At 70.6% G+C, this 22,483-nt stretch carries 21 protein-coding genes, 1 tRNA gene and 1 other RNA gene; 19 read left to right on the forward strand and 4 right to left on the reverse strand.

Annotation, left to right across the window (positions count from 1 at the left end):
- Nucleotides 1-43 precede the first annotated feature (43 nt).
- Both RM609_RS30680 and RM609_RS30685 read left to right on the forward strand, forming a co-directional pair.
- Nucleotides 44-1,165 carry an adenosylhomocysteinase gene (locus tag RM609_RS30680; protein ID WP_311615267.1) on the forward strand — a complete coding sequence of 374 codons (1,122 nt, stop codon included), beginning with the start codon at nucleotides 44-46 and terminating at the stop codon, nucleotides 1,163-1,165.
- Entirely contained in the window at nucleotides 1,162-1,713 is a 552-nt protein-coding gene (locus tag RM609_RS30685; RefSeq protein ID WP_311615269.1) for an NUDIX hydrolase, read from the forward strand. Before RM609_RS30680 ends, RM609_RS30685 begins: the two co-directional genes overlap by 4 nt.
- Nucleotides 1,714-2,510: 797 nt before the next feature.
- On the opposite strand, the gene RM609_RS30690 is transcribed toward RM609_RS30685, so the two are convergent.
- Nucleotides 2,511-4,049, reverse strand: a complete 1,539-nt coding sequence (locus tag RM609_RS30690) for a DnaB-like helicase N-terminal domain-containing protein (protein WP_438828574.1) — start codon at nucleotides 4,047-4,049, stop codon at nucleotides 2,511-2,513.
- A 278-nt stretch (nucleotides 4,050-4,327) separates the two neighbouring features.
- Between RM609_RS30690 and RM609_RS30695 the strand changes: the two genes are divergently transcribed.
- The 4 genes from RM609_RS30695 (at nucleotide 4,328) to RM609_RS30710 (ending at nucleotide 7,965) form a co-directional block, all read left to right on the forward strand.
- Nucleotides 4,328-4,873: a helix-turn-helix transcriptional regulator gene (locus tag RM609_RS30695; RefSeq protein WP_311615271.1), complete on the forward strand. Its 546-nt coding sequence runs from the start codon at nucleotides 4,328-4,330 to the stop codon at nucleotides 4,871-4,873.
- Nucleotides 4,874-5,015: 142 nt separating this feature from the next.
- Entirely contained in the window at nucleotides 5,016-5,315 is a 300-nt protein-coding gene (locus RM609_RS30700; RefSeq protein WP_311615273.1) for a helix-turn-helix domain-containing protein, read from the forward strand.
- An 11-nt stretch (nucleotides 5,316-5,326) separates the two neighbouring features.
- Nucleotides 5,327-6,568, forward strand: coding sequence for a tyrosine-type recombinase/integrase (locus tag RM609_RS30705; RefSeq protein ID WP_311615275.1), 1,242 nt, complete (start codon nucleotides 5,327-5,329; stop codon nucleotides 6,566-6,568).
- Nucleotides 6,569-6,705: 137 nt separating this feature from the next.
- Nucleotides 6,706-7,965: a competence protein CoiA family protein gene (locus RM609_RS30710; RefSeq protein ID WP_311615277.1), complete on the forward strand. Its 1,260-nt coding sequence runs from the start codon at nucleotides 6,706-6,708 to the stop codon at nucleotides 7,963-7,965.
- An 88-nt stretch (nucleotides 7,966-8,053) separates the two neighbouring features.
- On the opposite strand, the gene RM609_RS30715 is transcribed toward RM609_RS30710, so the two are convergent.
- Nucleotides 8,054-8,141 (reverse strand) — tRNA-Ser (locus RM609_RS30715).
- Between the two features lie 121 nt (nucleotides 8,142-8,262).
- On the opposite strand from RM609_RS30715, the gene ffs reads away from it, so the two are divergent.
- The 5 genes from ffs to RM609_RS30740 all read left to right on the forward strand — a co-directional run bounded on the left by ffs (nucleotide 8,263) and on the right by RM609_RS30740 (nucleotide 12,680).
- Nucleotides 8,263-8,357: signal recognition particle sRNA small type (gene ffs / locus RM609_RS30720), an RNA gene on the forward strand.
- A gap of 109 nt (nucleotides 8,358-8,466) precedes the next feature.
- On the forward strand, nucleotides 8,467-10,833 hold the full coding sequence (locus tag RM609_RS30725; protein WP_311615279.1) for a DNA polymerase III subunit gamma and tau: 2,367 nt from the start codon (nucleotides 8,467-8,469) through the stop codon (nucleotides 10,831-10,833).
- A 216-nt stretch (nucleotides 10,834-11,049) separates the two neighbouring features.
- Nucleotides 11,050-11,364, forward strand: coding sequence for a YbaB/EbfC family nucleoid-associated protein (locus tag RM609_RS30730; protein ID WP_438828577.1), 315 nt, complete (start codon nucleotides 11,050-11,052; stop codon nucleotides 11,362-11,364).
- Nucleotides 11,365-11,425: 61 nt separating this feature from the next.
- Nucleotides 11,426-12,025, forward strand: a complete 600-nt coding sequence (recR, locus tag RM609_RS30735; protein ID WP_311615283.1) for a recombination mediator RecR — start codon at nucleotides 11,426-11,428, stop codon at nucleotides 12,023-12,025.
- On the forward strand, nucleotides 12,018-12,680 hold the full coding sequence (locus RM609_RS30740) for a DUF5063 domain-containing protein (RefSeq protein ID WP_311615285.1): 663 nt from the start codon (nucleotides 12,018-12,020) through the stop codon (nucleotides 12,678-12,680). Before recR ends, RM609_RS30740 begins: the two co-directional genes overlap by 8 nt.
- Nucleotides 12,681-12,786: 106 nt before the next feature.
- On the opposite strand, the gene RM609_RS30745 is transcribed toward RM609_RS30740, so the two are convergent.
- Nucleotides 12,787-14,106, reverse strand: a complete 1,320-nt coding sequence (locus tag RM609_RS30745) for an outer membrane protein assembly factor BamB family protein (RefSeq protein WP_311615287.1) — start codon at nucleotides 14,104-14,106, stop codon at nucleotides 12,787-12,789.
- A 24-nt stretch (nucleotides 14,107-14,130) separates the two neighbouring features.
- A complete protein-coding gene (locus RM609_RS30750) occupies nucleotides 14,131-14,565 on the reverse strand; it encodes a hypothetical protein (RefSeq protein WP_311615289.1) in 435 nt (144 codons plus the stop codon).
- Between the two features lie 88 nt (nucleotides 14,566-14,653).
- Here RM609_RS30750 and RM609_RS30755 point away from each other — a divergent pair, with 88 nt between their 5' ends.
- From RM609_RS30755 to RM609_RS34740, 8 genes are all read left to right on the forward strand, one after another.
- Nucleotides 14,654-15,475, forward strand: a complete 822-nt coding sequence (locus RM609_RS30755; protein ID WP_311615291.1) for a helix-turn-helix domain-containing protein — start codon at nucleotides 14,654-14,656, stop codon at nucleotides 15,473-15,475.
- Entirely contained in the window at nucleotides 15,472-15,741 is a 270-nt protein-coding gene (locus RM609_RS30760; protein ID WP_311615293.1) for a DUF397 domain-containing protein, read from the forward strand. The genes RM609_RS30755 and RM609_RS30760 overlap by 4 nt, the downstream gene beginning before the upstream one ends.
- Before the next feature lie 237 nt (nucleotides 15,742-15,978).
- Complete coding sequence (locus RM609_RS30765; protein ID WP_311615295.1) at nucleotides 15,979-16,953, forward strand: hypothetical protein; 975 nt, start codon at nucleotides 15,979-15,981, stop codon at nucleotides 16,951-16,953.
- Nucleotides 16,950-17,531, forward strand: a complete 582-nt coding sequence (locus tag RM609_RS30770; protein WP_311615297.1) for a Uma2 family endonuclease — start codon at nucleotides 16,950-16,952, stop codon at nucleotides 17,529-17,531. The genes RM609_RS30765 and RM609_RS30770 overlap by 4 nt, the downstream gene beginning before the upstream one ends.
- Before the next feature lie 104 nt (nucleotides 17,532-17,635).
- Complete coding sequence (locus tag RM609_RS30775; RefSeq protein WP_311615299.1) at nucleotides 17,636-18,907, forward strand: aspartate kinase; 1,272 nt, start codon at nucleotides 17,636-17,638, stop codon at nucleotides 18,905-18,907.
- Nucleotides 18,904-20,085, forward strand: a complete 1,182-nt coding sequence (locus tag RM609_RS30780; RefSeq protein WP_311615301.1) for an aspartate-semialdehyde dehydrogenase — start codon at nucleotides 18,904-18,906, stop codon at nucleotides 20,083-20,085. Before RM609_RS30775 ends, RM609_RS30780 begins: the two co-directional genes overlap by 4 nt.
- A 338-nt stretch (nucleotides 20,086-20,423) precedes the next feature.
- Nucleotides 20,424-21,209 carry a SigE family RNA polymerase sigma factor gene (locus RM609_RS30785; RefSeq protein ID WP_438828575.1) on the forward strand — a complete coding sequence of 262 codons (786 nt, stop codon included), beginning with the start codon at nucleotides 20,424-20,426 and terminating at the stop codon, nucleotides 21,207-21,209.
- 71 nt (nucleotides 21,210-21,280) lie between these two features.
- Nucleotides 21,281-22,318 (forward strand): hypothetical protein, encoded by a 1,038-nt coding sequence (locus tag RM609_RS34740; RefSeq protein ID WP_311615303.1) that lies wholly within the window; start codon nucleotides 21,281-21,283, stop codon nucleotides 22,316-22,318.
- Nucleotides 22,319-22,483 lie beyond the last annotated feature (165 nt).

A 22,483-nucleotide genomic window follows, 5' to 3' on the forward strand; every position in this document is an offset into this window, starting at 1 on the left:
GCCGCCCATGCACGACCCCACACTCAACCGAGAGGGAACTGCCATGGAACCCATCGAGCGCGCCCGGCTGGACGCCTACTTCACCAAGATCGCCGCCCAGTTCGCCCCCACCGAGCAGGCCACCGCCTTCCTGATCACTCACCTACTGGCCGAGCGGCCCGCCTTCGTCCGCGCCGTCGCGGCCATGACCCGGCTGCGGGCGGTGCTCCCCAAGCCGAAGTCCATCCACCCCGCCGCCCGGCATGAGGTCGAACAGACCACCCTTTGTGACACCCTCTCCCGCGAGCTGTTCACCGGCCCCGACACCGCCCTCGACTACCTCGAAGCCCGGGCCGTCGGCGAGCCGGTAGTGCTGCTGGACGTCGGCGGCTACTTCGCCCCTGCACTGGCTGACCTGCACAGCCGCTTCACCGGCCAGATCCTCGGCGTCATTGAGGACACCGAGAACGGCCACCGCCGCTACCTGGAGCTCGACAAGCTGCCCTGCCCGGCCGTCTCGGTCGCCCGCTCGCCACTGAAGGACCCCGAAGACTTCCTGGTCGGCCAGTCCGTCGTCTTCTCCACCGAGGCCGTCCTGCGCGACCGCGGTGACATCCTCCACGGCCGCCCCGCCCTCGTGATCGGCTTCGGCAAGCTCGGCTCCTCCATCGCCCGGCTCCTGCACGCCAAGGGCGTCCAGGTCACCGTCTGCGACATCGACCCCGTCCGCCGCACCCAGGCCCTCTCCCAGGGTTTCGCCGTCGCCCGCGACCGCGAGGCCGCCCTGGCCTCGGCCGGCCTAGTGCTCTGCGCCACCGGTGCCCGGTCCCTTACGGGCGAGGATTTCCCGCACCTGCGCAACGGCGCCTACGTCGCCACCGTCACCTCGCGGGAGGACGAGCTGGAGCTAGACGCTCTGCCGGACGTCTACACCCGCACGATGGTCGGCGAGCACGTCACCCGCTACCAGACCACGGGCCACTACTTCTACCTCGCCAACGGCGGCGACGCCGTCAATTTCCTGCACGGCGCGAGCGTGGGGCCCTTCATCTTCCTGGTCCAGGCCGAGATCCTGGCCGCGATCAGGATGCTCACCCGCGCCGATCTGGCCCCCGGCCTCCACGAGGTCAGCGCGGAAGACCGAGCCGCGATTGCGGCGACCTGGCTCTCCTACTTCAACAGGTGATCGACTTGGCCATCACGGCAGACCACATCCGCGCCACCATCAACGACTACGTCGACGAGCACCCCGACGAGAAACCCGCCCTCGCGCCAGTCCTCGCCCTCCTGGACGACGGGGCCGACCTGGCCAGCCGCAAGGAATTCCGCGGCCACGCCACCGCCGGCGCCATCCTCACCCGCCCCGACGGCAGCATCCTGCACATCCACCACCTCGCGCTGGACAAGTGGCTCTTGCCCGGTGGCCACCTCGAACCGCAGGACGACACCCTCCTCGACGCCGCCCTGCGTGAGCTGACCGAGGAAACCGGCATCCCCGCCGAGGCCGTCACCGCCGCCGCTGACCGGCCCGTCCACATCGACGTCCACCCGATCCCGGCGAACGGCGCCAAGGGCGAGCCCGACCACCAGCACATCGACTTCCGGTTCCTCTTCCGCACCACGGCCGACGTCCACAACCTCCAGACCGAAGAGGTCACCGACGCGGCCTGGTGCGATGTGGAAGCCCTCACCGACGAACGGCTGCGACGACACGTGGCCGCAGCCATCCGGTGACCCAGCTCGGGCCGGCGCCCCTTGCGCCGGCCTGCCTCCGCCACCCCCGGGGCGGAGGCGACTTTGGATGCTCCCCCACCGGGGGAGTATCCAAAGCTCCAACTTGCTCGCCCTCGGGCGGCCCGGCGAAGAGCGTCTTCGCCGATAACTTGCTCGCCGCTGTCGCTGCTGCCCGGGATCTGCCCCGTGGGCTGTGGGCGGTTCTGCTCGGTGGCCTGGCCGGCTGTTTGGGCCGCTTCGTATTCGGGGGCGGGGGGTGCCGGGGTGGTTCGGTCGGGCGCCATCGTTCTCTCGTGTCGGTTCGGGGTACCAGGGAGCCTGTGGGCTCCTTGGCGCGTTGGGTGCTGGTCCGCTGGTCCGCTGGTCCGCTGGTCCGCTGGTCCGCTGGTCCGCTGGTCCGCTGGTCCGCTGGTCCGCTGGTCCGCTGGTCCGGGCGGACCGGTGCGGTCTGCGCGGACCGGTTTTGGGGGTGGTTGGGGCCGGTGTTTTTGGTGGTTGCAGACGGGCCTGTGGGGCGTTCACGGAGGGGGCGTACACGCTTGCCCCCTTCTTAAGAGGGGGCAAGCGCGTGAACGCTTCGGCGCGTGCACGGCGTGTACGGTGCCGTGATCGTCTGACCTGCGGGTTTCGTGTTGTCCGTGGACGGTGTGAACGCTTTTTGCCGGGGGTAGTTGGGAGGGGGTGCGTGTACGGTCCTGTGTACGCTCCGGGTCCCAGCCGCAGGCCCGCCCACGGGAAGTGCACTGGCGGCCGAAGCGTGGTTTTTCTGCCTCGGCCGCCTGGATTGTCGGCGGGTCCTATGAGACGGCGCTGATGTGCCGCAGTGCGGAGTAGTAGCGGGCCTGCTGGCCGCCTCCGCTCCCGCCGGCGGTGCCTTCCCTCTTGGTGGCTTTGCCCTTCGCCACCAGCCTGTCCAGGGCTCGCCGGGCCTTCTCGACGGCGCCGCGGGTGGGTGTGGCCTCGCCGCTGAGGAGGGTGGCCAGGTCGCGGGTGGTCATGCCGCCGGGGTGGGCGGCGAGGAGCTGGGACGGGTCGAGGGCGGGGTCGATCCTGGTGGTGCCTCGTGTGTGGTCGTGGATCAGCTGGAGGGGGCCGATCTCGCCGGTGGGGGTCTTGAGGTGGTGGAGGGTGACGGCAGGGTCGCCTGCTTCTCCGGCGATGAACAGGACGCTTCCGGCGCCGGAGGTGATCCAGGTGGAGCCGTAGACGCGGTCGAGGGTGGGGCGTTGGCCGCGCGGGGCGTCGGCGGTGGCCTTGCGCTGGTGGTGGAGTTCCATGACCTCGACGCCGTTGCGCAGGGCGCGCATGCGGGCGTTGTGGAAGGCGACCGCGAGGCTGTCGTCGACCATGGTGCTGACGGCGTCCTTGAGGCTGTCGATGACGATGGTGTCGGCCTGGTGGGCGGCGGCGAGGTCGGCGAGGAGGTCGGGCTCCTTGTCGAGCGTGGTGGGCAGGGGGCCCTGCCAGACGGCGAGGCGGTCGCGCAGGGCGGCCTGGTGGTCGGGGGTGACGCGGCGGGCCATCGCTTTGGCGATCTGCTTGGGCCGGTCCATGGCCAGGTAGAGCACTCGCTTGCTGGGGCTGACGGGCATGTCCAGGACGGTGTCGTGGAGGCCGAGGCGGGCGAGGACGACCTGGTGGGCCAGGGTGGTCTTGCCGACGCCGGGAGGTCCGACGATCATCAGGCTCTCGCCGGAGGACCAGACGGTCTGCTCTCGCGTGCCCCACAGGGGTTCGGTGTCGGCGCCGGTCTCGGTGACGAACTTCCAGCCGTCGACGATGTAGCGGGAGAGCCGACCCTGGCCGGAAGCCAGTGCCTTCTCCCGTTCGTCGCGGAGCTCTGTCTCGACGGCGGCACGGATCTCGTCGGGGTCGGCGCCGGGCTCCTGGGCGCGCTGGATGGTGCGGACGCCGGTCTGCTGCAGGCGGCGCAGTCCGGCCTTCTCGCGGACGATTCCGGCGTAGTAGGCGGCGCTGCCGCCCGCGTGCATGCCGCTGACCAGCTGGTGGAGGTAGGAGGGTCCGCCGACGCGGTTGAGGTCGCCGGTGCCGGCGAGATGCTCGCCCAGGGCGATCGGGTCGGTCGGGGCGTCGGCCGCGCGCAGGGTGAGGAGTGCGTGCCAGATCGTCTCGTGGTGGGGCCGGTAGAAGTCGCTTCCGTCCAGGACGGCGCGGACCTCGTCCACGACCCCGGGGTCGTACATGCAGGAGCCGAGGACCGCCTGCTCGGCCTCCGCGTTGTGCGGGGGCACAGAGGGTATGCCGAGGCCGGGTGCCCCGTCCCGCGCTGCCGGACGGGATGGCATGTCCGGCGGCGGGGCCGTAGGGTGGGTCAAGGAAACTCCTCACCCGGCAGGCCATCAAGGGGCGGCAACCCCGGCCGGGCCGGTTGATCGTTCAGGGATGGGCGGTCGTTGAGGTTTCTGCTTCAGCCCTCGGCGTTCGTAGCGCCGGGGGCTGCTTTGTTGTCCGGCGCTGTTCGGCGCCGGACGGCAACGGTACCCCATCTGATTCGCTCCCACTCGACTTGCATTCGGAAGCGAAATAGCTTTAGCTGTTCACCCCGGGCCGCAGCGGTCCGGTGCCCCTGACCCGGCTTGAGGAGGTGCGAGCAGTGAGCAGTGGAGACGGCGCGGCCCGTGCCGGCCCCGAGCGGCCCCTGCCGGAGAACAACGTGGCCGAGCGCATCAAGCTGGAGCGCGAGGTCCGCGGCTGGAGCACGGGCAAGCTGGCCGAGCGCATGGCCGAGGCCGGCCACCCGGTGAACCAGTCCGCGATCTGGCGGATCGAGAGCGGCAAGCCGCGCCGCCGGGTCAACCTCGACGAGGCGCTCGGCTTCTGCAAGGTCTTCGACATCACCCTCGAAGACCTCTCCGGCCCGCCAGGGCACGTGGCGAACGCCCACGTCCGCAGGCTCGTCGGCGAGTACGTCGAGGCGTGGAAGGAGTGGCGGGACATGGGGAAGGCCCTGGACCGCCTCACCGCCGAACTCGACGAGTACACCAAGGACCACCCCGACCAGCAGGACATGGTCAAGGCCCTGCTCGCCCACGAAGTCGCCGCTGCCTCCGGCACCGACTACATGCGCCACCTGGCCATGCGGTCCAAGCTCCGCAGCTGGCTCGGGGAGCACGCCTCCCCGCCGCCCGCAGCGGAGTAACCCCCCTTCACCTGCCCCTCCGGCGCTACGAACGCCGGGGCGGCAGCGTCTCTGCATCACCTGAACCGCCCATCCCTGAACGATCACAACCGGCACGGCCGGGGTTGCCGCCGCACATGCCCTGCCGGGATGAGGAACACCCTTGCCCCAGAACCAGCTTCCCCTGGCCCAGATCGCGCACCTGCTCGGCGTCCCGGAGGAGAACCTCCGCACGCTGATGGCCGAGCGGGCCGACTCCCACGGCGACCCCACCCTCGTCGGGCTCACCGTTGCCGAAGCCGCCCGCCGCGTCGGCATCGGCCGCACCAAGATGTACGAGTACGTCTCCACCGGCGAGATCCCTTCCGTGAAGATCGGCAGCTTGCGCCGAATACCCGCCGAGGCGGTGAACGAGTTCCTCGCCCGGCGCCTCGGCCCGGCCGACCTCGCCACTGCGGCTTGAGGGCGGCGGACATGACGCAGAAGACTCGTCAGCCCAACGGCGCCTCATCCATTCACCAGGCGAAGGACGGCCGTTGGCACGGCTACGTGACCGTCGGCGTCAAGGACGACGGCAGAACCGACCGCCGCCACGTCACCAGCAAGACCCGCGCCGAGATCACCAAGAAGGTCCGCGAACTGGAGCGGCAGCGCGACGCCGGAAACGTCCGCAAGGCCGGACAGACCTGGACGGTCCAGACCTGGCTCGCCCACTGGGTGGAGAACATCGCCGCCCTGCACGTCTCCGAGAACACCATCGACGGCTACCGCGTCGCCGTCTACCACCACCTCACCCCCGGTCTCGGCGCCCACCGGCTGGCGAAGCTGGAGCCCGAGCACCTGGAGCGCTTCTACAAGAAGATGCGGGACAACGGGAGTGCGGCGGGCACGGCCCACCAGGCACACCGGACTGTGCGGGCCGCACTGAACGAGGCCGTACGCCGCCGCCACATCACCGTCAACCCCGCCACCATCGCCAAGGCGCCCCGCCTCGAAGAGGAGGAGGTCGAGCCGTACTCCGTCGAGGAGGTCCAGCGGATCCTGCTGGAGGCCGAGCGACACCGCAACACCGCCCGCTGGGTCATCGCTCTGGCCCTCGGTCTCCGGCAGGGCGAGGTGCTCGGTCTCCAGTGGACCGATGTCGACTGGGAGGCGGGGGTGATCCGCGTCAGCCGAGGCCGGCTCCGCCCCCGGTACCAGCACGGCTGCGGCAACCGCTGCGGGCGCAAGCTCGGCTACTGCCCCCAGAGGATCAACACCCGGCGCGAGACCAAGGACACCAAGTCCCGCGCGGGGAAGCGGCCCATCGGCATCCCGGAGGAGCTGATGAAGCTGCTCCGACGGCACAAAGAGGAACAGGACCGGGAACGCCGCATCGCGCGCGACCTGTGGGTGGAGAAGGGCTACGTCTTCACCTCGCCCACGGGCGAGCCGCTGAACCCCAACACCGATTACCACAAGTGGAAGGACCTGCTGAAGGCCGCCGACGTCCGCGATGGCCGACTGCACGACGCCCGGCACACCGCCGCCACCGTCCTGCTCATCCTCGGCGTCCCCGATGCCATCGTCGACGCCATCATGGGCTGGGAACCGGGCAAGTCCGCTCGTATGCGACGGCGTTACCAGCACCTCACCGGGCGGGTGCTCCAGGACACCGCCGACAAGATTGGCGGGCTCCTCTGGCCCGTCCACACCCAAGCATCCCAAGGGATCTGAGCCACACCGACTGGCCCCCTGCCGAAATCGGCAGGGGCCAGTCCGTTTTTAAGGGCGCCGCCTGTGGGTGCATTCGGGGGCATCTCCGTTGATTCCACGGCCTGTTGAGTGTCAGTGCCGGCTTCTATCGTGGAGAGATGGCAAATGGGGTGTGGCACACCGGATATGGCATAGCGATCAATCTGTCACTGCCTGACCTCGGTCATCCGGGGCGTCCCGATCTGTTACGGGAGATCACCGCGAGCGTCGCCGAGCGCGACCCGCAGTTGCTCGAATGCCTCGCGCATCACGACGGTCGCGAGTGCGCGTCCGAGTCGGGCGGGAAGTCGCCGTGGATGTTCATCCGCCGAGGGCGCGTCGGAGGCCGTCGGCCCCTGGTCGCCTCCCACCTGCCGGTCACGCACAGGGCCACACCGGCCGAGAGCGAGCAGCACAAGGCCACCAAGGAGCGGATCGTGGAGACCGCCTCGCGCTACGGCCTGGAGGCCGACGCCGAGGTGCCCACCGCGAACCGCCGGAGCATCTCGGACGCGCTGGTCACCGGTCCCGGAGGAATCCGGATCGGCTGGGAGATCCAGTACCACCACCTCAGCCCCAGCAGCGTGCACCGCCGGTCGGTCAATGCGGTGCAGAACCGGGTCACGCCTCTGTGGGTCGCGAAGGACCGCACGGCGTCCCTGATCGACCGCGCGCCCTGGGCGCGCGTGGACGACATGCCGTGGAAGGAGATCGCGGGCGGCAGGGAGATGGTGATCCGCGGCGGGTACCGGTACCTCCAGACGTGGAAGTGCGCCCCCAGCAGCCCTCGCATCTGTCCCGTCACCGACGGCGCAGGCCACTGTGAGCAGCTTCACTCGGAGTGGTTCCTGCCCGCGCTCTGTCACCCCGAGAAGAAGGCGGTGCAGCTGGAAGACCTGGTGCTGTCGAGCGCGACGGGGGACAGCGTGCCGGTCTACGTGCCGAACCGGGGCGGCGGTCGTGCCGGGCGTCACATGTGGGTGCCGGCGGCCGACTGCCGGCTCTGGCAGGAGATGACCGGACAGACGGATCCCCTGCCGACGGCGGAGCCCCAGGAGCAGGACGACGAGATCACCTTCGCCGAACAGGAGATCGATCGGACGTGTCGGGCGGGCGAGGAGGGCCGGTTTGTCAGCGACGCACGGCCCGTCCGCGACCTGGGCCAGCCGACCGGAGGCTTCACCCTGGCCCGGATGCCTGCGCAGCGGATTATGAGTCCGTTGATCACGCCGGTCGAGCGCGCTGCGGCCTCCGCCGCGCTGGGGTGCCCGCCGTGGGAGCTGGGGCCGTGTGCCGAGTGCGGACAGCTGATGCGGCGGTACGGGCGTGATGCGGCCATGTTCTGCAGCGTCTGCCGCGCCGTCCTGAACGGCCGCTAGCGGCAACTGCAACCAAAACTGCAACCACGAACGTCGAAGGGCCCCACCGCGAACGGTGGGGCCCTTCGAGTCGTGCCCGGTGAGGCACTGGCGGAGGATACGAGATTCGAACTCGTGAGGGGTTGCCCCCAACACGCTTTCCAAGCGTGCGCCCTAGGCCTCTAGGCGAATCCTCCGGGGCAAACAATACAAGACTCCGAGGGGTGCTCGCGAACACGTGCTCTCCGGAGGGGGCGGGAGGGGGTGGGGAAGGTCGAGGGGTGGCCGAGCACCCCCGGCGATCCGCTACGCTGGGGGCAAGCCCCTCACGTGGCGCTATCTCACCCAACTCCCCCAGGGCCGGAAGGCAGCAAGGGTAAGTGGGCTCTGGCGGGTACGTGAGGGGCCCTTGTGTTTTCCGGGGCCTGGCGGGTCCGGCGCGGGGCGGGGTGCGGGCCCTGGTGCGGGCCGGGAATCTGTGACGGAGGCCACTTGTCAGTGGGGCCCGATATCGTCGTAGGTGTGTCGTCCCTCGCGCTCTACCGCCGCTACCGCCCCGAGTCCTTCGCCGAGGTCATCGGGCAGGAGCATGTCACCGCCCCGTTGCAGCAGGCCCTGCGGAACAACAGGGTCAACCACGCGTACCTGTTCAGCGGCCCGCGCGGCTGCGGCAAGACGACCAGCGCGCGCATCCTCGCCCGCTGCCTGAACTGCGAGCAGGGCCCCACGCCCACGCCGTGCGGGGAGTGCAACTCCTGCGTCGACCTCGCCCGCAACGGTCGCGGGTCGATCGATGTCATCGAGATCGACGCCGCCTCGCACGGTGGTGTGGACGACGCCCGTGAGCTGCGCGAAAAGGCCTTCTTCGGCCCCGCCGCCAGCCGCTACAAGATCTACATCATCGACGAGGCCCACATGGTCACCTCGGCGGGCTTCAACGCACTGCTGAAGGTCGTCGAGGAGCCCCCGGAGCATCTGAAGTTCATCTTCGCGACGACCGAGCCCGAGAAGGTCATCGGCACGATCCGTTCGCGTACCCACCACTACCCCTTCCGGCTCGTCCCGCCCGGCACCCTCCGTGAGTACCTGGGCGAGGTCTGCGAGCAGGAGAAGATCCCCGTCGCGGACGGCGTCCTACCGCTGGTCGTCCGCGCCGGCGCCGGCTCCGTGCGTGACTCGATGTCCGTCATGGATCAGCTCCTGGCCGGCGCCGCCGACGACGGTGTGACGTATGCCATGGCCACGTCCCTCCTCGGCTACACCGACGGCTCCCTCCTCGACGCCGTCGTGGACGCCTTCGCGGCCGGCGACGGCGCCGCGGCCTTCGAGGTCGTCGACCGCGTCATCGAGGGCGGCAACGACCCCCGCCGCTTCGTCGCCGACCTGCTGGAGCGGCTGCGCGACCTGGTGATCCTCGCCGCCGTCCCGGACGCCGCCGAGAAGGGCCTCATCGACGCCCCCGTCGATGTCATCGAACGCATGCAGGCCCAGGCCTCCGTCTTCGGCGCCGGCGAGCTCAGCCGCGCCGCCGACCTGGTCAACGAGGGCCTCACCGAGATGCGCGGCGCCACTTCCCCGCGCCTCCAGCTCGAGCTCATCTGCGCACGCGTGCTGCTGCCCGCCGCCTTCGAGGACGAACGGTCCGTACGGGCCCGTCTCGACCGCCTGGAGCGCGGCGCGGCGACCACGGCGGCGGCGTTCACGCCCGCACCGCCCGGTACGGCCGTGGGCTACGTCCCGGGGCCGGACGCCCACGTCCCTGCCCCCGCTGCCGGCGCCAGTGCCGGTCTGTCCGGTCCGGCGGCGGCACGTGCGGCCGTGACCGGGGGCGGCGCCGCTGCTCCGGCCCAGGGCGGGCCGGGCGCTCCTGCCGGCCAGGGCGCCGGTGGGGCCGCTACCGCTGCTCAGGGCGCGAGTGCGGCCGCCGCTCCGGCCCAGAGCCAGGCCCCTGCCGCCCCCGCCCCGCAGGCCGGCGCCTGGCCGACGGCCGCTCAGGCCCCGGCTCAGGCCCCGGCTCCGGCTCCGGCCGCGAACGCTCCGCAGACCGGTGCCTGGCCGACGACGGCCGCCGCCCCGCAGGAGGCCCAGGCGGGCTCCGCGCCCGGGTCCTGGCCCACCGCCGCCGCGCCCGGCTCGGCCCCGTCGGCGGGTGCGCCGCAGGCCGGTGCCTGGCCCACGGGCGCCACACCCGGCGCGCCCGCCGCGCCCGCGGCCCCCGCCGCGCCCGCAGGCGCGCCTACGGGCGCCCCGCAGGGCGACGCGAGCCAGGCGCGCCAGCTCTGGCCCAACATCCTGGAGACGGTCAAGAACCGCCGCCGCTTCACCTGGATCCTGCTCAGCCAGAACGCCCAGGTCGCCGGCTGTGACGGCATCACGCTCCAGGTCGGCTTCTCCAACGCCGGAGCACGCGACAGCTTCGCCAACAGCGGCAGCGAGGACGTCCTGCGGCAGGCCCTCGGCGACCTCGGCCTCCAGTGGAAGACCGAGCTGATCGTCGACCCCTCCGGCGGCGCCACCCCGCCCGGCAGCAGCTCCGGCGGCTTCGGCGGTTCCGGCGGTGGCTTCGGCGGCGGTGGCGGCTACGGCGCCCCCGCGGCCGCCCCGGCCCCCGCCTACACCCGCCCGCAGGCCCCCGCCCCGGCCGCTCCCGCCCCCACCCCGCAGCCCGCAGCCCCCGCCCCGGAGGCCCGTCCGGCCCCCTCGGCGGCCCCGGCCTCCGGCCCGGCGCAGCGGTACGGCGGCCAGGAGCCCGAGGCCCCGCCCGTCGCCCCCGAGGACGACATCCCCGCCGAGGACGACCCGGACCTCGACGACACCGCCCTGACCGGCCACGATCTGATCGTGCGCGAGCTCGGAGCGACCGTCATCGAGGAAATCGCCAACGAATAGGCGATGAACAGGCCACGGGAAACCGGCGGAAAGTAGCTCACCGGCGCCGCAAAGTCGCAGGTCAGGAGCGCGTGCAGCGCAAAACGCACCCACGCGCGCGTTCTCCTTCCTGCGGCGTAGGGCGTACCGCCCGGTGAGCACGTAGGCTCGGGCTACCGAAGCAGTCAGTCGTCGAGAGCCAGGAGCGAAACCGTGTTCCCCGGTGGTCAGCCCAACATGCAGCAGCTGCTCCAGCAGGCCCAGAAGATGCAGCAGGACCTCGCCAAGGCCCAGGAGGAGCTGGCCCGCACCCTCGTGGACGGCACGGCGGGCGGCGGCCTGGTCAAGGCCACCGTCACCGGTGCCGGCGAGCTCCAGAACCTGGTCATCGACCCCAAGGCCGTCGACCCGGAGGACACCGAGACCCTCGCGGACCTCATCGTGGCCGCCGTGCGCGACGCCAACGACACCGCCCAGAAGATGCAGCAGCAGAAGCTCGGCCCCCTCGCCGAGGGCCTGGGCGGCGGCGGCATCCCGGGCCTCCCGTTCTGACGACCGCAAACTGAAGACGCCCGCAAACTGACGGCGAAGACGAAGAAGGAGAACCCGATCCGTGTATGAAGGCGTGGTCCAGGACCTCATCGACGAGTTGGGCAGGCTGCCCGGCGTCGGTCCCAAGAGCGCGCAGCGGATCGCCTTCCACATCCTTCAGGCCGAGCCCGCCGACGTCCGCCGGCTCGCCCACGCCCTGACCGAGGTGAAGGCCAAGGTCCGCTTCTGCGCGGTCTGCGGCAACGTCGCGCAGGAGGAGCGCTGCCGGGTCTGCCAGGACCCGCGCCGCGACCTCTCGGTCATCTGTGTCGTGGAGGAGCCCAAGGACGTCGTCGCCATCGAGCGGACGCGTGAGTTCCGCGGCCGCTACCACGTGCTCGGCGGGGCGATCAGCCCCATCGAGGGCGTCGGCCCGGACGACCTGCGGATCCGCGAGCTGCTGGCGCGGCTCGCGGACGGCACGGTCACCGAGCTGATCCTGGCCACCGACCCCAATCTCGAGGGCGAGGCCACCGCCACGTACCTCGCGCGCATGGTGAAGCCCATGGGGCTGAAGGTCACCCGGCTGGCCAGCGGTCTGCCCGTGGGTGGAGATCTTGAATATGCCGACGAGGTCACGCTCGGCCGTGCCTTCGAAGGGAGAAGACTTCTCGATGTCTGACGCAACGCTGCACGACGCCAAACGCGATCCGGACGATTTCGCCGTCTCGCTCTCGGACTCGATCGAGAGTTTCATCGTGGCCGTCACCGAGGTCTCCCGAGGCGACGAACCCGACAGCGCCGTGCCCTTCCTGCTCCTGGAGATCTCCCAGCTCCTCCTCACCGGCGGCCGCCTCGGCGCACACGAGGACTTCGTCCCCGACGAGCGCTACGAGCCGGACGTCGGCCCCGAGCCGGACGTCGACGAGCTCCGCGAGCGGTTCGCCACCATGCTCGACCCGGTGGACGTCTACTCCGAGGTCTTCGACCCCTACGTCCCGCGCACGGCGCCCGTCGCCTCCCGGATCTCCGACGACCTCGCCGACATCATCACCGACCTCCGCCACGGCATGGCCCACTACCGTGACGGCCGCGTCAGCGAGGCCCTGTGGTGGTGGCAGTTCTCCTACCTCTCCAACTGGGGACCCACCGCCTCCGCCTGTCTGCGTGCCCTCCAGTCGCTCGTCGCGCACGTCCGCCTCGACCAGCCGCTCGCCGAGCTCGACGGCCTCGACACGGACGTCATGGCCCCGGAGGAACAGCTCGCCGAGGAAGCCGGCCGCGTCATGGCCGCCGAGATCGGCGGCCCGATGAGGATGCGGGCCGCGGGCTCCTGAGGCGCCCGGGAGGCGTGAGCCGGACGGACCGGGTTGCCCGGCTCGTCGGGTCGGATCCGCGCCAGAACCGGGTCAGGTCCGCGTCGGATCCGCGATCGGATCCGGGTCAGATCCGCAGGGCCACTACCCCATCGTCGGACAGCCCGTACAGGACACCCGACGCGACGAGCGGCTCGTCCACGATCGACGACACCCCGGTCAGCCGCCACCGGGGCTCGCCGGTACGGGCGTCGTACGACCACCAGCCCGAGGTGTGCGTCACGATCACGTCGTCACCGACGGCCTTGGGCGCCGACCAGCACGTGTCGAGGCGGTCCACGCGCCACAGCTCCTTGCCGTTGTCCGCCGCCAGGGCCAGCACATAGCCGCCCCTGCCGCTCCCCATGTTGAAGAGCCCGTCGGAGCCGTATGTCTCCGACGAGGTGACGAAGAGGCGCCCGCCGCTCTGGGCGACGGCAGGGCGGCAGAAGCCTTTGGCCACGGTCCTCCGCCAGCGCCGGCCACCGTTCCTGGCGTCGTACGCGGCGAGATCACCGCGGTAGGTGCACACGTACACGCTGCCGCCGTCCTCGGCAGCCGTGATCACGCCGTCCATGGCGGGCGTCCGCCACCGCCGCTCGCCCGTCGCGGCGTCGTACGCGCAGAGCCGGTGCCCCTCGTCGAGCAGGTAGACGGTGCCGCCGTCCGGCGCGAGGGCGATCGTGTCCCTGTCCCCGGATGCCGGGGCCTGCCAGCGTGCCGCGCCGGTCAGCGGGTCCAGCGCGCCCACGGGACGGGCGTCGGGGCTCGTGCCGGTGAGCTCGCCGGTACGGGCGAGGAGGAGGTCCTGCCCGGGCAGCGGCTGGACGATCCCGGAGGCCGGAGCGGTCCAGCGGACTTTCCCGGCGGCGGTGTCCAGGCCGCAGAGGACTCCCGGTCCGCCGGGCGCTTCGTCGTCGGTGTTCCGGCTCAGGGAGACGCAGACGGTGGAGCCGAGCACCACCGGCTTGCCGGCCGTCGGCCCCGTGCCGACCGGACCGGTCGACCACAGAAGACCTCCGTCGTCCGCCCGGCGTGCGTCGATGATGCCGGCGGCGTCGACGACGTAGAGCGTGCCGTCGGCGACGGTCAGGGGACCGACCTGCCACGGCCCCTCACCCAACTTCTTGTGCCAACGACCGCGCCCGTCGGCGGCGTCCAGCGCGAGGAGGCCGGCGTGATAGCCCGTGGCGGCGAAGAGACGACCGTTCCCGTCGTCCGCCATGCCGAACTTCAGGTCGTCGCTCGCCTTGAAGGTCCACCGCGCAGCCCGTCGCGGCGGGGCGGCGACGTCCCTGTCCCGGAAGACCTCCCACCCCGCGTAGCCACCGGCGCCGAGCACGCCGCCCGCCGCGGTGAGGAGGAAGGCCCGCCGGGACGGGAGACGTCTGTTCGAATTCGTGGTCACGCTCGGCAACCTACCGTCAGTCGATCAAGCCAGTCCGGCCGGATCCATGACGTTGTGCAGCGTCTTCGGGTCCACGAACGGCGCCGCTTGCGTCGGCCGCGAGTACCAGAGGAGGGGCCAGGTGTTGCCCGTCAGCGCGGGCACGCCGATGTACGCGACGGTGTGTTTTCCGCTGAACCACTGGATGCCCGTGGGCCACGGATACTGCCTCGCCGTGCCCGGCGGCAGCAGGAAGTACGTCCAGCGGAACCCCTTCGCCTCGCACACCACCGGCCCCGGGTCGGGCGCGGCGCGTTCGATGAGCTGAAGGGCGAACTGTTCCCCGAGCACGCCCTGGGCGCGCACCGCGTCGAAGTGCACTCCGCAGCGCCAGAGATGGTGTCCTGCCAGCGGAATCCACTCTGGACGGAAGGCAATTGTTGAGGTTGGCGGGTGAGTTTCGTCTTTCACGCCGAACACGATGGGTGATCGTGCCTAGCCTGACCAGTGACTGGGGGGCGACCCCGGGTTCGGTACGCCGTTGTTGGGGAAGGCCGGAAGGAGAAGCATGTCGGACGGCAGGCAAGCGCGGTCCAAGTCCGCGACGATGCGGATGTTCGGCGTCGTACTGCAAGCGGTGCGCAGACGCGCGGGTGTGAGCAGAGAGCAACTCGCCGAGGCGGCGAAGTACTCGGTGGACATGATCTGCTCGGTGGAGCAGGGACGGCGCCAGCCGTCGATCAAGCTCATCGATGCGGCGGAGGAGCTGTGCGATGGGGGAGGGCTGCTACGGGAGGCGGCGAAGCACATTGTGCAGAACAAATTCCCGGACTGGTTCGAGGCGTACGAACGCTACGAGGCGGAGTGTGCCCAGCTCGGGATCTACGAGAACCACGTCATCCCCGGTCTGTTCCAGACCGAGGACTACGCGCGCGCGGTGTTCCGCAGCAGTCGGCCGATCCTCGACGAGGAGCAGATCGAGGAGCGGGTGGCTGCTCGGATGGAACGTCAGCGGCTGCTGGAACGGAACCCGATCCCGGTGATCAGCGCTGTGATCGAGCAGGTCACGCTGGAGAGGTGGATCGGCGGCAAGGAAGTAATGCGCGGGCAGTTGAGGCACCTGTTGCAGGTCGCCGAACGGCGCAACGTAGACCTTCAGGTCATGCCGACGAAGCGCGAGACCCACGTGGGGCTGGCGGGTCCCATGTACCTGGTGGAGACGCAGGACGAGCAGAGGTTGGTCTACTTCGAGGGGCAGAAGGGCAGCGTGCTGCACTCCGGTTCCAAGGAGGTCTCTGCCCTGAACATGCGCTATGCGATCCTGCGATCGCAGGCGCTCACCCCTGAGGACTCGGTGAGTTTGGTCGAAAAGATGCTGGGAGAGCTGTGAATACCAAGCCTCGAATATCGGGTGATGAAGGTCTGGACTGGTTCAAGTCCAGCTACAGCAGCGACGAGGGCGGCGCGTGCATCGAAGTCGCCTTCGCCTGGCGGAAGTCCAGCTACAGCGGCGACGATGGCGGCGCCTGCGTCGAGGTAGCCACCTGCCCCGACACCATCCACGTCCGGGACTCGAAGCTTGAGCTCCGAGGTCCGAGACTCGACGTCACCCCCGCCGCATGGGCGGAATTCACGAGTTTCGTCGCCGGGGCTTGAGACCCGAGCTCCGAGGTCCGAGACCCGAGCGCTGTTTCTAAGGAATGGGTGGTGGGGGATATCTCCCACCCACCCTCCCAAGTCGCCCATACCACAAGTGTGGTGACTTGATGTGATCCGCTTGCGACGCGGAGTGCGGACGCTCTAGCGTGCCGAAAGACAGACGACCCCGGCCGGTGCTGGAACACCGATCCGGGGCCTGACCTGCTAGATCGAATAAACCCAAGGATTCGATCCATGGCTGTTGCCAACTCTAGTGCCGTCCTGCCCACCCCCGCACACCCGATGGCCAATCCGGGCTACGGGAAGCGCGTCGCGCCCGACCAGGCGCCGCGCACGGCGAACGACTTCGCACATCTGCCCAGGCGCGAGGCGTCGATCGCCGCGTTCATCGACCGGCTGCCCGAAGGGGCCGCGATGGACGCGAAGACGCTGGCCAAGGTTCTGCCGGACTACGGCCAGCAGGCATGCAGCTCGGCGCTGCGATACCTGCGCGAGGTCGGACACGTGTTCTTCCGTCCCGTGGCCAAGAAGACGAAGACCGGGGTGCGCCGGGTGACACGTACGTTCTTCTCGCGCACCGCGCGCCCCAAGGCGTGGTGGGAGCGGCTGCTGCGCGGCGACGTACCGTCCGTAGAGCAACCGGCTCCGGAGCCGGAGCCGGAGCCCGCTCCGGAACCCACCCCCGAACCCCGCCGCTCCCGCGCGTACCGCGCCCTCGCTTCTCTCGGTCGTACCGACCCCAAACTGACGCTTTCCGCTGCCGAATGCGCGGAACTCGAACCCCTCGCGGCGCAGTGGCTGGCTCTCGACACGACCCCTGAGCAGATGACGGCGGCGTTGACGGCCGGCCTGCCAACGGTGGTCCACGTGCCTGTCAGATTCCTTCGAGACCGACTGGAACGAAAAATGCCCCCTGTGCCCTTGAGGTTCGTGCCCGCGTACAACGACCGATCCGCGCCCGATCCGACCGAGCGGGCGGTGAGCATCGGAGCGTGCATTTGCTGTAGCGGCGTGGATATCGCCACCGCCGCCGGGGACGGCGAGTGCGCCAAGTGCGCGCAGGTCCCGGACGTCCCGGACACCTTCCTGTCCGAGGACTGCTGGGGCGGCGGGGAGGACAGCTGGGACGGCTTGTCACCCGAAGAGATCACGCGCCGTGTCGACGTCCTCCGCGCCGCCGCCGGCATCGCCCGTAAGGGCGGGGTATGACCACGCGGGCGGCCGCCCGGCCCCAGATGCTCGTGGAGGAGTTCGAGGAACTCGCTCACGCGGCGCCGGAGACCGTGTGGCTTGAGTTCATCAACGGCAGGCTTGAGGTCAAGCCGCCGTCGGACGGCAATCGCGGCACGATCGTCATGTGGCTGCTGGAGCAGTGCATGCGGCAGCGGCCGGACCTTGTGCTCTACCCGTACCGGGGGGGGCTGAAGGCGGAAGCGAATCGGGACGCCCGGGTGCGTCCGGACGGTTCCCTTGCGCCCGACGGCCATTTCGTCGGGCATGGGGAGTGGTCGGACCCGGAGGGCGTGCTGATGACGGTCGAGGTGACCTCGAACGACCCGTACACGGACCACCTCGACCGTGTGGAGAAGCTCCGCGCGTACGCGGCCACGGGCATCCCGGTGTACCTCCTTGTGGACCGGGACCAGCGCACGGTCACCGTGCACGCGGAACCGGAAAGAGAGAGGTACTGCCTCATCGTCACGCGCTCATTCGGCGCCCGTGTCGAGATCCCCGCCCCCGTCGGCATCGTCCTGAAGACCGAGAAGCTGAAGGATTACGCGGACTGACCCCCGGGGACCGGAAATCTCACCATGTGGGACCCCCGTGGCCGATTCCGACCTCTCGTTAGACTCGGACCCGACCGCATTACGTATAGCTGCGAGGAGCGCACGTGGGCCTTGTCGTGCAGAAGTACGGAGGCTCATCCGTTGCCGATGCCGAAGGCATCAAGCGGGTCGCCAAGCGAATCGTGGAAGCCAAGAAGAACGGCCACCAGGTGGTCGTCGTGGTTTCCGCGATGGGCGACACGACGGACGAGTTGATCGATCTCGCCGGGCAGGTGTCGCCGATGCCCGCCGGGCGGGAGTTCGACATGCTGCTGACCGCCGGAGAGCGGATCTCCATGGCGCTGCTGGCGATGGCGATCAAAAACCTCGGCCATGAGGCGCAGTCCTTCACGGGCAGCCAGGCCGGTGTGATCACGGATGGGGCCCACAACAAGGCGCGCATCATCGATGTCACGCCGGGCCGGATCCAGCAGTCCGTCGACGCGGGCAACATCGCGATCGTGGCCGGCTTCCAGGGTGTGTCCGCGGACAAGAAGGACATCACCACCCTGGGCCGTGGCGGCAGCGACACGACGGCCGTCGCGCTGGCGGCCGCGCTGGACGCCGAGGTGTGCGAGATCTACACGGATGTCGACGGTGTGTTCACCGCCGACCCGCGGGTGGTGAAGAAGGCCCGCAAGATCGACTGGATCTCGTTCGAGGACATGCTGGAGCTGGCGAGCTCCGGTTCCAAGGTGCTGCTGCACCGCTGCGTCGAGTACGCACGTCGTTACAACATCCCGATCCATGTCCGGTCGTCCTTCTCGGGGCTGCCCGGCACCTGGGTCAGCAACGAACCGCAAGGGGACCAGCCGATGGAGCAGGCGATCATCTCGGGCGTCGCACACGACACCTCCGAGGCGAAGGTCACGGTCGTCGGGGTGCCGGACAAGCCGGGCGAGGCCGCGACGATCTTCCGCGCGATCGCGGACGCCGACATCAACATCGACATGGTCGTGCAGAACGTCTCCGCCGCGACGACGGGTCTGACCGACATCTCCTTCACCCTCCCGAAGACCGAGGGCCGCAAGGCGATCGAGGCGCTGGAGAAGACGAAGGTCGGCGTGGGCTTCGACTCGCTGCGCTACGACGACCAGATCGCGAAGATCTCGCTGGTCGGCGCGGGGATGAAGACGAACCCGGGGGTCACGGCGACGTTCTTCGAGGCGCTGTCCAACGCCGGGGTGAACATCGAGCTGATCTCGACGTCGGAGATCCGCATCTCGGTCGTCACGCGCGCCGACGATGTGCGGGACGCCGTGCACGCCGTGCACACCGCGTTCGGCCTGGACAGTGAGACCGACGAGGCCGTGGTCTACGGAGGCACCGGCCGATGACGGCCGCCGCCGCTCCCGGCGCCGCCATGTGCGGCGCCGGGGCCGGCCGGGCCGGGCGGCCCACGCTTGCCGTCGTCGGCGCCACGGGCGCCGTCGGCGGGGTGATGCTGGAGATCCTTTCGCGGCACGCGGACATCTGGGGCGAGATCCGGCTGATCGCGTCCCCGCGCTCGGCCGGCCGGAAGCTGATCGTCCGGGGCGAGGAGACCGAGGTCGTCGCGCTGAGCGAGGAGGCGTTCGAGGACGTCGCCGTCGCGATGTTCGACGTCCCCGACGAGGTCTCGGCGCGCTGGGCGCCGATCGCGGTGTCCAAGGGCGCGGTCGTGGTGGACAACTCCACCGCTTTCCGGATGGACCCGGACGTACCGCTGGTGGTACCCGAGGTGAACGCGCACGCCGCCCGGGTGCGGCCGCGCGGGATCGTCGCCAATCCCGGCTGTGCCACGCTGACGATGATCGTCGCGGTGGGCGCGCTGCACTCCGCGTTCGGGCTGAGCGAGCTGATCGCCTCCACCTACGAGGCGGCCTCCGGCGCGGGCCGGGCCGGGGCGGACGCGCTCCGGGCACAGCTCGCGGCCGTGGCCGGTACGGAGCTGGGGACGCACCCCGGTGACCTGCGGCGCGCGGTGGGGGACGGCACGGGCCCGTTCCCGGCGCCGGTGGCGCTGAACGTGGTGCCGTGGGCGGGTACGTACGCACCGCCGGGGGATACCCCGGGCGGCGAGGACCGCACCGGCTGGTCCTCCGCCGAGACCGGTTGGTCCTCCGCCGAGACCGGCTGGTCCTCCGCCGAGCTGGCGATACGTGACCAGAGCCGCAAGATCCTGGGGCTGCCGGGGCTGCGGGTGAGCGCGACCTGTGTGCGGGTGCCCGTGATCACGACCCACTCGCTGAGCGTCCACGCGCGCTTCGAGAACGAGGTGACAGTGGAGCGGGCGCACGAGGTGCTGGCCAACGCTCCGGGCGTGGTGCTGTGCGACGACCCCGCCGAAGGGGAGTACCCCACTCCGGCGGACGCGGTCGGCACGGATCCGGCGTGGGTCGGGAGGGTGCGACGGTCGCTGGACGATCCCAGGGCGCTCGAGTTCTTCGTGTGCGCGGACAATCTGCGCAAGGGCGCGGCCCTGAACATGGCGCAGATCGCGGAATGCGTGGCGGCCGAGCTTACTGCTCCGTAATACTTGGCGGACGGGCTGGGGAATGTGTGAAGGTCCTGTGATCAACTCGTTGGTCCAGACCTCTTGAACTGGGCGAACGATCTGTTCGACGATGCGCTCCCCGCCCGCCGTAACCGCGCCCCGGGCGGGGAACGTCTTTGTCGCCGTCCTTAGCGACGGTGCCGGGGTACGGGGTACGGGGCGCTGGGCATAAACCGGGGCATTGAGGAAGAGCTGGTACGCATGAGGGCATATGACGCTTCGTCATGCGGCGCGTCATCCGGCGCGCCCCATGGTGCTTCGTCGATCGCGATGCCTGGCGCGTACAACCCTGACGGGGGGAAGCGTGTCCAACAGGCGTGGCAGAGGTCATCAGCATCGCAACGGTACCGAGGCGCGGCAGCGCTTCGGTGCGTCCGCGTTCCGGCGCACCGGGCGGTATGCCGGTGATCGCGCCCTGGTCGGCCGCCCGCCCCGGGCAGCTTCCGCCGCAGGTCCCCGCACAGCCCTCCGCGACGTCCGCGCAGCCCGCCCCGGTCGCGCAGCTCGCACCGATCACGCCGATTTCCTCGGCGCTCGCCCCGCAGACGTCCTCACAGCCGTCCCCACAGCCGTCTCCGCGGCCGGGGGACGCTGACGAGGCGATGGCTGAGGGCACCACAGTCGACCATCTCACCGAGACCTACCGGGCCCACTACCGGTCGCTGCTCGGCCTCGCCGCCCTGCTCCTCGACGACACCGCCTCCTGCGAGGACGTGGTGCAGGAAGCATTCATCCGGGTGCACTCGGCCCGCAATCGCGTCCGCGACCCGGAGAAGACCCTCGCCTACCTGCGGCAGACTGTCGTCAATCTTTCCCGTTCCGCGCTCCGGCGCCGCATTCTCGGGCTGAAGCTGCTGTCCAAGCCGATGCCCGACATGGCGAGTGCGGAGGAGGGCGCGTACGAACAACTGGAGCGGGACCAATTGATCAAAGCGATGCGAGGGCTTCAGCGCCGCCAGCGCGAGGTACTCGTCCTGCGCTACTTCGCCGACATGACCGAGGCCCAGGTCGCCGAGACCCTCGGGCTCTCCCTGGGCTCGGTCAAGGCCTACGGCTCACGGGGCATCGCGGCACTCCGGATCGCCATGGAGGCACCGGTATGAGCCACCAGCACTTCCCGCACTCCCCGGAAGGGCGTGATAAGCCGGAATCCTCCGGCCCGCGCGCGCACGACATGACAGACGAAACGAACGACTCGCTCGGCTCGCTCGACTCGCTCGACGAGCAGGCGCTGAGCCGTCTGCTGCACGGCGCCGTCGATGACCTCGAGCCCTCGCCCGACGCGCTGGAACACCTGCGCCGCGCCGTGCCCGCCCGCCGCACCCGGCGCCGGCAGGCCGTCGTCGGCGCCGCCGCGGCGGTGATCCTCGGCGCGACGGCCCTGCCCGCCCTCATCCACGTCGCCACGACCGCCGGCACCGCGGACGACCACGCGGCCAACGCGGCCAGCAGCCGCCAGCGCACCCACGAGCTCACGGGCGGCCAGCACGGCGCCGACGGCGACGAGAGCGAGCCGGAGCGGAGCCACGGCAGCGCCCTCCCGGAAGAGCGGAAGAAGGACGAGGAGAAGAAGCGGGAGGAGGAGCGGAAGAAGGACGACGGCAGCGCCACCGGCCCGGCCGGCTCCATCGCCGGCACCGCCCCCGCCACCGGCGGACCCACCCTCATCGCCGCCTCGCCCACCTGCGACCGCAACCAGCTCGGCAAGGGCACCAGCACCGTCGGCTCCGCCGACAAGGACGGCAAGATCTACGGCGCGTTCCGCGTGGTCAACGTCTCCGGCACCGTCTGCTCCGTGGCCGGCTCCGGCGCCGTCGCCGCACACGCCCAGGGCAGCGCGGACAGCACACGGGTCACCGTCGTCGACCACACGTCGGGCGACGCCGCGCCGGCGCTGCCCGACCCCTCGGTCCAGCCCAGCCAGGTGATCCTCCAGCCGGGACAGGCCTACGAGATCAAGTTCGCGTGGGTTCCGGCGGCCGACGGCGGCCCCAACGGCTGCGCCCGCCCGACGGCCCCCACGGCCAGCCCGCAGTCCACCACCACCGCGACCCCCGGCGCGACGAAGACGGAGGAGAAGGTCCAGCCCCAGGACCCGGACCAGTCCAAGCCCCCCGCCACGGTCGTCCTCAGCCACACCCCCGACGTAGGCGAACCCAAAGCCGCCGACGCCACCTGTCTCTTATACACATCTGACGCTGCCGACGAGTAATGGTGTGTAGATCTCGGTGGTCGCCGTATCATTAAAAACGGGGGGGGGGGGGGGGGGGGGGGGGGGGGGGGGGGGGGGGGGGGGGGGGGGGGGGGGGGGGGGGGGGGGGGGGGGGGGGGGGGGGGGGGGGGGGGGGGGGGGGGGGGGGGGGGGGGGGGGGGGGGG

This window comes from Streptomyces hesseae, from assembly GCF_031845785.1.
Lineage (GTDB): Bacteria > Actinomycetota > Actinomycetes > Streptomycetales > Streptomycetaceae > Streptomyces > Streptomyces hesseae.